The organism is Bdellovibrio sp. HCB117 (genome assembly GCF_047305915.1).
In the GTDB taxonomy this organism is placed as follows: Bacteria; Bdellovibrionota; Bdellovibrionia; order Bdellovibrionales; family Bdellovibrionaceae; genus Bdellovibrio; species Bdellovibrio bacteriovorus_B.
On record NZ_CP178622.1, the window covers coordinates 3,389,649 to 3,401,357 of the forward strand.

The following is an 11,709-nucleotide window of genomic DNA, read 5'->3' on the forward strand; positions in this document are numbered from 1 at the left end:
GATCCTATTTATCGGAAACTGGTTTAATTTTAATAAGCGCTTTACCCAAAGCCACTTGTTCACCGACCGCGCAAGAAATGCTGTCGATAGTTCCTGCGATATCCGCTTTCAAAGTGTACTCCATTTTCATGGCTTCCATCACAAGAACGGCTTGGCCCGCTTCTACTGAAGCTCCGGCAGAAACTAAAAGTTTCGTCACCTTTCCTGGCATTGGCGCCACCACTTGATCGGAAGATCCGCCAGCACCCGCCTTTTTACGGGACTTACGTCCGGTAGAAGCATCCATCGTGAAAACACGTCCATTGTGATGCACCCACAAGGTGCCTTTAATCAATTGGGCATGAGCTTTATGGTCAACACCGTCGACTCTAACTTTGATTTCCATTAGATGCCTCTCCAATAAGATGCCCATGGTGAAGTATTCGCACCTTGGTTTTGTGTCCCACCACCGCGAAGTTGCAGAAGTGCGCCTTCCGCGATCTTTTTATCCAAGCTAGAAAGCTCTGGTTCTTTCAAAGCTTCGCTAAAATAAGTTTCGATAAAACGCGTGGTCATTGTTCCCATAACAAATTCTTTGTGTGAAAGAATTTCGATCAAGTAAGGAATATTCGTGTGAACACCAAACACCACAGAGTCTTGCAAGACGCGAATCATTTTTTGAATCGCTCGTGAGCGGGTTTCATCCCACACAATGACTTTGGCAATCATCGGATCGTAGTAAGGAGTGATTGTATCGCCCGCATCAAAACCATATTCATAACGACGTCCCGGTCCTTCCGGCCATTCCACATGTCCTAGAAGACCTGTTGAAGGAACGCCACCCATGAATGGGTTTTCCGCATAAATACGACACTCGATAGAGTGCCCCCGAGGAACGCGCACTTGTTTTGGATCATGCACGAATTCGCCTTGAGCCGTCAGGATTTGCATTTTCACCAAATCCACTCCCAAAACTTCTTCAGTTACCGGGTGTTCTACTTGCAAACGGGTGTTCACTTCTAAAAGATAAAATTCATTATCTTGAAGAAGGAATTCAACAGTTCCCGCTCCTTTGTATTTTCCTAAAGTGGCAATCGCGCAGGCGGCTTCGCCCATGCGACGACGAAGATCATCACTCAACGAAGGAGATGTCGCCTCTTCAATGATTTTCTGATGACGGCGCTGAACAGAGCACTCACGGTCAAAGAAGTGAATCACATTTCCAGTGCTATCACCAAAGACTTGAAATTCAATGTGCTTTGCGCGGTCCAGGTATTTTTCTAAAAAAACTTTTGGAGAACCAAATGCCGATTGAGCTTCACGTTGAGCGGATTCAATCAACTCTTTAGCTTCCGCTGAAGATTTGATGAGCTTCATCCCGCGTCCGCCGCCACCCGCAGCGGCTTTTACGATCACAGGGAAACCGATTTTTTCAGCTTCCAAAATCAAGTGAGCCACTTCTTGGTTTTCGCCCTGATAGCCTGGCACTAAAGGAAGGCCTGCTTTTTTCGCCAATTCCTTACAGTGAACTTTATCGCCTAAAGAACGAATTGATTCCGCAGAGGGACCAATGAAAGTCAGTCCGGCTTTTGTCACAGCTTCGGCGAAGTCGGCATTTTCAGACAAGAAACCAAATCCCGGATGGATGGCTTGAGCGCCACCCGCCAAAGCGCCGTCGACGTTTGCTTTGATGTTCAAATAGCTTTCTGCCGTTGGCGCGGGTCCAATGCAGATAGTTTTGGTCGCCATTCTGTAAGCGCGAGTGTTGATGTCTGCTTCCGAATGCAACAGAACGGTTTCGATGCCCAATTCTTCACAAGCTTTGATAATACGAACAGCCACTTCACCTCGATTGGCGATGGCGATTCTAGAGAACTTAGCCATTATTGTGATCTCCAAGATGGTTCACGTTTTTCTAAGAAGGATTTAAGACCCTCTTGTCCTTCGGTACTCACGCGACGTTCTGCAATTAAAAGCGTCGTCGCGTCTTTTTGTTGAGACCAAGACATGAAATTCAAATCATTTAAAAGTTTTTTAGTTTCGCGAACAGCTTCCGGTCCGCACTGCAAATAGTTGTGAATCACTTTTTGCACGGCTGTGTGGCCCTCACCTGGAGGAACCACTTCTGTCACAAGACCCGCCTGTTGAGCGACATGGGCGTTAAACACCACACCCGAAAGCATCAAGGGACGAACCTTTCCTGGCACCGCTTTGCGATTTACAAAACTGCTAATTACCGCCGGAGCAATTCCCAGCTTAACTTCACTAAAGCAGAACTGAGTGCCCTCTTCAGCAATCACTTCGTCACAAATAGCAACAAGACCCAAGGCGCCACCAAACGCGGCTCCGTGAACCATACCAATCACTGGCAAAAGACACTGCGCCATGGTTTCAAACATGTTAAAGAGTTTCAGAGAATCTTCGCGATTTTGTTCAAACGAAAAGTTCACCATTTCGCGCATCCAGTTCAAATCTGCGCCAGCGCAAAATGCTTTGCCTTCTCCTTGCAAAACCACGGCTCGCAAATCTTTACGGGCATTCAGGCTGCGGAAGGATTGAGTCAGCTCTTCGATCATCTCAGGATTAAAAGCATTGCGCACGTCAGGTCTATGCAACTTGACGTAAGCGACTTGATTCATCTCGGTCACAACAACAAAAGACATAATTACATCCTAAAGACGCCTTGGGATTTTTCTCCCCAAGACTTGTTAAGACTTGCTGCAATTCCCAAAGCCAGTACACGGCGTGTATCTGCTGGATCGATAATACCGTCATCCCAAATACGCGCTGACGAATAATAAGCTGAACTTTCACGCTCGTATTTTTCAAGTGTAGGACGTTTAAACTCGGCTTGCTCTTCCGGTGACATGCTTTGTTTTTTTGCCGCCATCTGATCCAGCTTCACCGTCAAAAGAACGTTCGCTGCTTGCTCGCCACCCATCACGCTGATTTTAGCGTTCGGCCACATCCATAGCTGACGAGGCTGATAAGCTCTTCCACACATCCCGTAGTTGCCCGCCCCATAAGAGCCGCCAATAACCACAGTGAATTTTGGAACATGCGCATTCGAAACGGCCATCACCATCTTCGCGCCATGTTTCGCGATGCCTTCATTTTCGTATTTTTTTCCGACCATGAAGCCTGTGATGTTCTGCAAGAAGATCAAAGGTACTTCGCGCTGTTCACAAAGTTCAATAAAGTGCGCGGCTTTTTGCGCGCTCTCACTGAATAGAACACCGTTATTCGCGATAATACCAACGGGCATTCCCCAGATGTGAGCAAAGCCCGTCACTAAAGTTTTACCGAAAAGGGGTTTGAATTCATGAAAGCGAGAACCGTCCACGATACGCGCAATCACTTCACGCACATCAAAAGGAACGCGGCTGTCTTTAGGGATCACGCCATAGATTTCTTTTGAATCAAAAAGAGGTTCTTCGACCGGCATCATTTTCATCTGCACAGCACGTTTGTGATTTAAGTGTGCGACGATCGAACGAGTGATTTCAATTGCATGTTGATCATCTTCAGCGAAGTGATCAGTCACACCGCTAGTTTCACAGTGAACCTGAGCGCCACCTAATTCTTGAGCATCAACGACTTCACCCGTTGCGGCTTTCACCAAAGGAGGACCACCCAAGAAAATCGTTCCATTTTCTTTTACGATGACGGTTTCATCACTCATCGCAGGAACGTAAGCTCCCCCCGCTGTACAAGATCCCATGACCACAGCGATTTGCGGAATGTTAGCCGCGGACATGCGTGCTTGGTTATAGAAAATTCTTCCGAAATGATCACGGTCTGGAAAAACGTCCGCTTGCATTGGCAAGAACGCGCCGCCGGAATCCACAAGATAAATACAAGGAAGACCATTTTCAAAAGCGATCTCTTGCGCACGCAGATGCTTTTTTACGGTCATAGGGAAGTAAGTTCCACCCTTAACAGTCGCATCGTTCGCCACAATGACACATTCTGTCCCGTGAATCACCGCGATGCCGGTGATAACACCAGCACCTGGAGCCTGGCCTTCATACATGTCCCAGGCTGCAAGTGTAGAGAACTCAAGGAAAGCTGTACCGCCATCTACAAGTGCTTCAATACGCTCACGTGCTGTTAACTTGCCACGAGCTTTGTGTTTTTTTGTCGCGTCTTCACCGCCACCTTGTTTAACAAGGTCCACTTTTTCACGCCATTCATTGACGATGCCTAACATCGCTTCTCGGTTGGCTTTAAAGTCGGCAGAATTTGTATCTATGTGACTGTCTAAAATTTCCATAAATCCTAAAAACTATTCTTGTCCAGCAAGTGCGGGAGTGTGTTTAAAATTCAACTGCAAACGGATCTCCGCCACAGCTTGTTCGTTGTCGTCAAAGATCTTAAGTTCGGCTTCGCTTTTAGCTTCACGATGATCGCGCAATGCTGAAAGCACCAACTCACGCGTGGTTTCTGGAAGCTCCATGCGAATACGGCAGTCTTCAGTTTGATTTTTAAAGAATTCAGCTTCGATTCGAGAAACAGAAATTTCAAAGTTTCCCACGGGAGCGTGGCGCATCCACAACACTTTCGCGGCTTCTGCCGCTGCGGTTGTCAAAGCCCCTTCGTGCATGCTGTTGGTTTCGCTCATATTGCGAGTGCGAGCGGGAACCACCATCTCGACTTGCGTGTCAGAAAGGCGAGAAATTCTTAAACCCATGCCGGCTGAAAAAGGTCTCACGATATCCAGCGCATAACTCAAAGCAGCATGCGAAGCCTTCGGGGAAACCTCTTCCAAAAGAGCGGCAAGGTCCGCCGCGCTCATACGAATGCCACGACTTTCCAACTGAGATTTCAATTCGTCTTTGGCAGTTTGCAACTGCTGACGCAGGTTCTGCTCCAGCTCAATCCCCTTTGACATTAAGATTGTCAGCCATTGTTGGTTCATGAGATATCCTCTCTGCACGGTTGTTGAAAAAAACGGAATATCATGCTCGGATAAGGATGTCAGTTTTATCACACTGAGTAAATGGAGAGAGGACTCTAGGAATGAAGAAAATTGTTAGCCTCATTGTTTTTCTTGTGGCGTTGGTTTGGACTTGGAATGTAATTCACACTTCTGAAGCTGTGGGTTTTGAGACGCACTCCGGCATCCAGTTGAAATTAGCTGAACTTATCGGCAACACGCTAACAACGAAGAAGCCTCAGGCTAAGGACCTTTCTATCATGCGCCTTTGGACAGAATCTTTGGGTGATAACAAAGTTCGCGCTGTGTTCGCTTACAAATTCATTGAGCCTTCTGAAGAGGGCGAAGAGCTTGAACAAATCATCGAAGGCGAAGCTGTTCTTCACCGTGAGCCTTCTGAAGACGCCAACACAGACAAATGGGTTCTTCAATCCGTAAAAACGACAAATGACATCGTGGTGTTCACTGAAGGCACGACTTTAACTCCAGGTGAAGCTCCAGAAACAGAAGAAGCAGCTCCAACGGCAACTCCAGCGGCGACAGCGGCTCCTCAAGAAGCGACACACTAGAAATGCCCATTCCTACACAATTCATCCAGATTGATGAAGAGGGTTTTGGACTCAGCCGAGACATTCGCATCCAAGACCCATTGGTAGGACAAGAACTTCTGCAAAATCTAAAAATTCATGAAGGTGGAACCCTGCTTTCCACCATCGGTGAAACTCCCGTCATCGTCGAAGCTTTCGACGAGCCTTACGTCGCATCACAAGTTCACTTGAAAGAAGGCGCTTGGGAAATCTCTCTTCCCTACGGCGTTCACTATTCATTTCAGTTAGAATCTTTGTCGCTTGATGAGTGGGATCGTTTTCACGGTTATACTTCGAACAACATTCCTTTTGTTTTTTCTCGCAAAGCTCAAGCCAGTTTCTTTAATTTGCTCGATGAATACGGCGACGATTTCATCGAGTTCCAAGGTAAGACTTACGACATTCCAAACTATTGGCCCTCGAACGAAAATGTCGAAAAAGAAACTTATTGGAGCAGCATCTACAAAGAAGAAGCCAACCCCGGATGGAATTTGGGTGAGCCGGCAGAAGCTTTGAAAGACATGATTCCTCGACTGAAAATCGCGCGCTCCCGCGTTTTGGTTTTAGGTTGTGGAGAAGGTCACGACGCCGCTTTATTCGCAGCCGCAGGACACTTTGTCACGGCTGTCGATATTTCTCCCGAAGCTATTGAAAGAGCCAAGAAAAATTACGGCCATCTTTCGAACTTAACCTTCGTTGAAGCCGATCTATTTAAACTTCCTCGCGAATACGACCAAGCCTTTGACATCGTTTTCGAACACACGTGCTACTGCGCCATCAACCCGGCAAAACGCCAGGAACTCGTCAAAGTTTGGAATCGCGTTCTAGTCAGCGGAGGCCACCTGATGGGCGTCTTTTTCACTTTCGAAAAACGCCAAGGCCCACCCTACGGCGGCACCGAATGGGAACTGCGCCAACGCCTAAAATCTCATTATCAGCCCATCTTCTGGGGCCGCTGGCAAAAATCCATTCCCCGACGCCAAGGCAAAGAACTCTTCATCTACACCAAGAAAAACTAAAAGGTGCCTGCTTCTTTTTTGTGCTTCACCGCAGCACAAAGTGATGCGTTGAAGTACAAAAAAGAACCTGGCACCTTTGGGTCGGAGGATCTCATGCACATTGAATTCACCCAAGCCGATGAAAGCCACATCGACCACCTTGTCGAACTCGTCAACTCCGCTTACCGCGGTGATAGCTCCAAAGAAGGTTGGACGACCGAAGCGGATCTTCTTGATGGCCAACGCGTTGATGCCGAAGGGATCCGTGAGCTGATCAACAAAGAGGATTCCATCATACTCATCGCCGAAGACGACGACACAGGCGACCTTTTGGGCTGTGTGCATTTAGAAAGACAAAATACGAAATGTTATTTGGGGATGTTAACCGTCGATCCGTCATTGCAAAGTCAGGGAATTGGCAAGATGTTGTTAGACGAATCAGAAGCACTTGCACAATTCTGGGATTGCACTAGCATCTATATGACGGTGATTACGGTACGTTCTGAATTGATTGCCTGGTACGTGAAGCATGGCTTCCGCGATACCAAGGAAAAAAAGCCGTTTCCTTACGGTGACGAACGCTTCGGGATCCCGAAAGTTCAAGGGCTGGAGTTCACAGTTCTTGAAAAGAAAATCTAAAAAAAGAAGCAGGGGCTTTTTTTGGGGGACATATGATGCAGGGATGGATCCTGGCATTGGCAGTGCTACTAGGCACTTCGGCATACGCATATGAAATTCCGAGCGACAGCGACGTGATGACTCACTTCGGGGATTGCAAGGCAGAGTTTCTTCCTTCTAACTTTTCTATCTTTGTTTGGAATATCAAAAAAGCGGAGTCCAAAGCTCGCTGGGCCATGGATTTTGAGCGATTCGCTCCCAAATCCGACGTCGTTCTTATTCAAGAAGCGATGCTCGATACCTTTGTGACGTCTATTGCTCTTCGCCAAAAAAACTTTTGCTGGGATTTCGCCACCAGCTTTATCGACAATGACCCAACAGGCGTTATGAACGGCTCTCCAATCACGGCATTGAAAACACATTTCTTGCGCAGCCCCGGGCGTGAACCGATCGCACGCACTCCTAAAATGACGTTGATTGCCGAATTCGCCATCGCCAACAGCCGTGAAACTTTGATGGTCGCAAATATTCACGCACTAAATTTCGTTCAGGACAAAAACAACCGCGCCCAGATTCAGGCTGTCGCGGACTTCTTGAAAAAACATAAAGGCCCCATCATTTTTGCTGGAGACTTCAATAGCTGGAACGGCAACCGCACCAGTGCCTTAAATGAGATTCTGTCTCCATTGGGACTTAAGAAAATTCCTTTAGATAACGATGATCGTGGTATGAAGCTGGATCACATCTTCGTTCGCGGGCTCTTAACTCACTCTTCCACTCTTCATCCTGATATCAAAAGCTCCGATCACGCCCCGATCACGGCCGCATTCCGCCTTAAATAGGGCTTTTGCGCCAGATCAGCCATCTTAAGACCAGCTCCCAGAGCGGGTAAGATTCATTTTTCGTATAATAACATATTGTCTATGTATTAAAATTTTTCTCGTTTTAGGCGCATAGTCTCCTTTGAAAAGGAGGCCACTATGTTTTCAAAACTAATCATGTCAGCACTTTTGGGATTGTGTGCTTCCGCGACGGCTTTGGCTGACCAAATGGGTCCTAACGGAGACAAATTCTATGAAGAGGCTGCTCATTTTGAGCACGCTTGCCGTACGGAACCCTGTGAAGGTCCTTACAGCCGCGTCCTCGTTTACGATCAAAAAGCAAAACTCACAAAAATTTCAGCTGAAACTCGCGAGACTTTGAAAAAGGTGGCCGTGGATCAGGCGCAAATCTGGGGCGACACTATTCTTGAGGGAGATTATTACGCTTCCGGCCGTACTCGTTTGGATCAAGTCATGGCCTTCTATAAGGGTCAAGAGCTTATCGGCTACAAAATCCAGTACTCTGAAAAAGCCTGGTACACTGGAGATTGCGAATTCGACGGCTCACGCGCTTCGTTGAAAGGCTGCCAAGAAGGTCGCATTGTTGAGGGAAGCTATGTTTCCTCTGACGCTCAGACTTACTTCAGCGACGAAGAACGTTACGCTGAGTTTTCTTTTGTCCAAGACTAGTCTATAGTGTCGCCAACATGGCGATAGCAATCGAAACTGAAAATCTAAAACGCGTCTATCAAACTTATCAAAAGCCCGAAGGATTTCTAAATTCCCTTCGCGGCTTTGTGAATCGTAAGCACATTGATCGTGTAGCCCTTGATAGCACTTCTATTCAAATTGAATCTGGTCAAATTGTGGGTCTTGTAGGCGCTAATGGCGCTGGCAAAACAACTCTTTTAAAGATGCTCTCAGGGCTGGTAACGCCAACGAGTGGTGACGCTAAAGTTTTGGGTTTCCGACCGTGGGAACGTAAAAACGAGTTTCTTCGTCAGATCAGCATTCTTTTAGGTCAGAAAAATCAGTTGTGGTGGGATATTTCTCCCGCTGATTCCTATGCACTCCTGGCGCGCATTTATGATTTGGATTTGGTAAAAGCCCGCAAACGCGTTGAGCACCTGGCTGATATGCTTCAGTGTTCGCACGTTCTGCACACCCAATTACGCCGCTTAAGCTTAGGCGAGCGCATGAAAATGGAAATTATCGGTGCGCTTTTACATGAACCCCAAGTTCTATTTCTGGATGAGCCCACCATTGGCCTTGATATCGTCGCCCAAGAAACCATTCGCGAATTCTTGGATGAGTACGTTAAAGAAAAAAGCCCCACCGTCATTCTGACCAGCCACTATATGGATGACATTGCCAAGCTTGCCGACAAGCTTCTTCTGATTAGTAAAGGGCACATCGTCTATCAGGGAACGGTTCCTGATTTCGTGGCAAAATCAAATAGTGAATTAGCTGAAAATGAAGAGGTCGATTTTGAAGATGTCATCCGCCGTTTTTTGGAAACGGAATCTCGCGTTCGCTAAATTAGCGATCGTCACAAATCTTGAATATCGCCTGAACTATTTCGTCGATGCGATTTTGCAACCGACGATCACCACAGGCATCGAGATGCTTTTGTGGTACGCGGTCTTTGTCGGTGCTGGCACAGCCGAAGTTGCCGGATTCACCCGCGACTATTATCTTTCTTATGCTCTCTGGGGCGCTTTCTTTGCGCGCATTTGCACGAGCTGGATGTATGAATACCGAATGATTCAAGAAATCGACACGGGCACCATCAACAGCCTGCTGGTTCGACCCATGAGTTTCTACGAGTATTATTTTTCGCAGTTGATGGGATACAAATTCGTCACGACACTTGTCTCGATGCTGATCCCACTTAGTGTCGTTATGATTTTTAAATTACCGACACAGCTTTCAAGACTTCCCATGGCCTTTGCTTTAGAGTTTTACTATCTCATCCTGGTTCACTCGATCAGCTTTGTGGTTGCTTCCATCGCTTTTTATTTCAATAAGGTCTATTCCCTAACTGGAGCAAAGAATTTAGCTCTGTGGCTTTTCACCGGAGAACTTTTTCCTTTGGATCTGATGTCAGAACCATTCAGAACTTGGGCCATCGCTCTTCCATTCAGCGCCGGAGTCTATGTTCCTGTCGGATATATCACGGGTCGACTTGAAATAGCGACAGTATGGCAGTCATTTGTCTCCGTCACTATCGGCATTGTCGTCGTAAATTTAATTGGCATGGCGATGTGGCGTAAGGGAATCAAAACTTATGCGGGAACAGGTGCTTAATGAAGAACATTAAAAAGTATCTTCTTTTGTACTTCGCTCTTTTTAGGACCAGCTTCATTGCCGATCTTGAATATCGTGTGAACTTCCTGACTCGAATCATGACAGATATTTTCTGGTATGCGGCTCAGATTATAACATTTGAAGTTTTATTCCATCACACCCCCCGTATTGGTGACTGGAACTTAGAACAGATGCGTGTCTTTCTGGGAATTGTATTTGTGGTCGACGGACTTTATATGATCATCCTTTCGGAAAACTTAGATCAATTTTCCGAAAAAGTCCGCAAAGGTGATTTGGATCTGCTTTTAGCTAAGCCTGTGAACTCGCAGTTCATGCTGAGTCTGCAAAAAGCATCAACTGCAATGATTGGAAATCTGGGGCTGGGCCTGGCTTGGTTCATCTACAGTCTTTTGCAACTTTCTGAATTTAATTGGTTTCGACTGTTGTGGCTCTTAATTTTGATTCCTTGTGGACTGGTCGCTCTGTACGCCATGAGATTTTTTATGGCTTCAACCGCCGTGATCTTTGCACGCTCAGAAAATTTGCAGTTCATTTGGTATCAGATTTACAAGCTTGGGATGCGCCCCGATTCGATTTATGTTCCTTGGTTTAAATGGGTTCTATTAACCGCGCTTCCCGTCGGCGTGATCGCAAGTGTTCCTGCTCGCGCCCTCTTAGAACCACCGCAACTGGAACTGTTTGCTTGGGTCGTCGTTCTTGCGGGTCTTTTAATTTATCTTTCAAACAAATTTTGGAAATTTGCCTTGCGTTTTTATTCCAGCGCAAGCTCTTAAGGAGGGTTATCTATGATTAAAATTTACGGTTCTCCGATGTCTAGCGCGGGTCGCTGTTATTGGATGCTTGAAGAGTTGGGTATTCCCTACGAGGTGATGCCTTTGAACATGAGTGAAAAAGAGCAAAAGTCTGAAGCTTTCCTTAAGATCAACCCGAATGGAAAGATTCCAGCGATCGTCGATGGGGACTTCACACTTTGGGAATCCATGGCTATCACCAACTATCTGGCAAAAAAATTCGAAAGCCCGTTAGCCGCGAAAAACTTGCAGGAAGAGTCTTTGATTCAACAGTGGAGCTTATGGGGTCTTGTCGATTTTCAGGAACCTGCTGTTAGCTGGATGATCCAGGAAATCTTTGTTCCCGCTGAACACCGCAATCATCAAATCATTGAGAATGCGAAGAAGGCCTTGCCAAGAGTTTTAGGTGTTCTAAACCGCGGCCTTGAAGGAAAAACGTATCTCGTAGGAAACCGCTTTACCGTTGCCGACGTCAATGTGGGCGCGGTCACGAATATCTTGTTAGGACTTAAGTATGACCTCACAGCTTATCCAAATGTGCAAAAGTGGATGAGCGAATTCCAGCAACGCCCTGCCTTCAAAAAAGTTGCGGAAATGCGCCATTTCCCTAAGTAAAACCTCAAAAATACTCAATTACATCGGCGCATTGGC

General features: G+C 46.6%; 14 protein-coding genes. 9 read left to right on the forward strand and 5 right to left on the reverse strand.

The window, feature by feature from the left end; genetic code table 11:
• Positions 1-4: 4 nt before the first annotated feature.
• Genes ACLWBD_RS15985 through ACLWBD_RS16005 form a run of 5 tightly spaced genes read right to left on the reverse strand, consistent with a single transcriptional unit; the run spans position 5 to position 4,897 of the window.
• Positions 5-385 (reverse strand): acetyl-CoA carboxylase biotin carboxyl carrier protein subunit, encoded by a 381-nt coding sequence (locus ACLWBD_RS15985; protein WP_063205340.1) that lies wholly within the window; start codon positions 383-385, stop codon positions 5-7.
• Entirely contained in the window at positions 385-1,863 is a 1,479-nt protein-coding gene (locus ACLWBD_RS15990; protein ID WP_063205341.1) for an acetyl/propionyl/methylcrotonyl-CoA carboxylase subunit alpha, read from the reverse strand. Before ACLWBD_RS15990 ends, ACLWBD_RS15985 begins: the two co-directional genes overlap by 1 nt.
• On the reverse strand, positions 1,863-2,642 hold the full coding sequence (locus tag ACLWBD_RS15995; RefSeq protein WP_063205342.1) for an enoyl-CoA hydratase-related protein: 780 nt from the start codon (positions 2,640-2,642) through the stop codon (positions 1,863-1,865). The genes ACLWBD_RS15990 and ACLWBD_RS15995 overlap by 1 nt, the downstream gene beginning before the upstream one ends.
• A 2-nt stretch (positions 2,643-2,644) precedes the next feature.
• Positions 2,645-4,252 carry a carboxyl transferase domain-containing protein gene (locus tag ACLWBD_RS16000; protein WP_413568962.1) on the reverse strand — a complete coding sequence of 536 codons (1,608 nt, stop codon included), beginning with the start codon at positions 4,250-4,252 and terminating at the stop codon, positions 2,645-2,647.
• A 12-nt stretch (positions 4,253-4,264) separates the two neighbouring features.
• Positions 4,265-4,897, reverse strand: a complete 633-nt coding sequence (locus tag ACLWBD_RS16005) for a DUF4442 domain-containing protein (protein ID WP_063205344.1) — start codon at positions 4,895-4,897, stop codon at positions 4,265-4,267.
• Positions 4,898-4,998: 101 nt separating this feature from the next.
• Between ACLWBD_RS16005 and ACLWBD_RS16010 the strand changes: the two genes are divergently transcribed.
• The 9 genes from ACLWBD_RS16010 to ACLWBD_RS16050 all read left to right on the forward strand — a co-directional run bounded on the left by ACLWBD_RS16010 (position 4,999) and on the right by ACLWBD_RS16050 (position 11,673).
• Positions 4,999-5,484, forward strand: coding sequence for a hypothetical protein (locus tag ACLWBD_RS16010; protein ID WP_063205345.1), 486 nt, complete (start codon positions 4,999-5,001; stop codon positions 5,482-5,484).
• Between the two features lie 2 nt (positions 5,485-5,486).
• Entirely contained in the window at positions 5,487-6,521 is a 1,035-nt protein-coding gene (locus tag ACLWBD_RS16015) for a class I SAM-dependent methyltransferase (protein ID WP_413568964.1), read from the forward strand.
• Between the two features lie 93 nt (positions 6,522-6,614).
• Positions 6,615-7,139: a GNAT family N-acetyltransferase gene (locus tag ACLWBD_RS16020; protein ID WP_413568965.1), complete on the forward strand. Its 525-nt coding sequence runs from the start codon at positions 6,615-6,617 to the stop codon at positions 7,137-7,139.
• 32 nt (positions 7,140-7,171) lie between these two features.
• A complete protein-coding gene (locus tag ACLWBD_RS16025; protein ID WP_063205347.1) occupies positions 7,172-7,960 on the forward strand; it encodes an endonuclease/exonuclease/phosphatase family protein in 789 nt (262 codons plus the stop codon).
• 138 nt (positions 7,961-8,098) lie between these two features.
• Positions 8,099-8,629, forward strand: a complete 531-nt coding sequence (locus ACLWBD_RS16030; protein ID WP_413568967.1) for a hypothetical protein — start codon at positions 8,099-8,101, stop codon at positions 8,627-8,629.
• 17 nt (positions 8,630-8,646) lie between these two features.
• Positions 8,647-9,477, forward strand: coding sequence for an ABC transporter ATP-binding protein (locus ACLWBD_RS16035; RefSeq protein ID WP_063205349.1), 831 nt, complete (start codon positions 8,647-8,649; stop codon positions 9,475-9,477).
• Positions 9,434-10,246, forward strand: a complete 813-nt coding sequence (locus tag ACLWBD_RS16040) for an ABC transporter permease (protein ID WP_413568969.1) — start codon at positions 9,434-9,436, stop codon at positions 10,244-10,246. The genes ACLWBD_RS16035 and ACLWBD_RS16040 overlap by 44 nt, the downstream gene beginning before the upstream one ends.
• Positions 10,246-11,040 (forward strand): ABC transporter permease, encoded by a 795-nt coding sequence (locus ACLWBD_RS16045; protein ID WP_063205351.1) that lies wholly within the window; start codon positions 10,246-10,248, stop codon positions 11,038-11,040. Before ACLWBD_RS16040 ends, ACLWBD_RS16045 begins: the two co-directional genes overlap by 1 nt.
• Positions 11,041-11,052: 12 nt before the next feature.
• Positions 11,053-11,673, forward strand: coding sequence for a glutathione S-transferase family protein (locus tag ACLWBD_RS16050; RefSeq protein ID WP_413568972.1), 621 nt, complete (start codon positions 11,053-11,055; stop codon positions 11,671-11,673).
• The last annotated feature ends 36 nt before the right edge of the window (positions 11,674-11,709 follow it).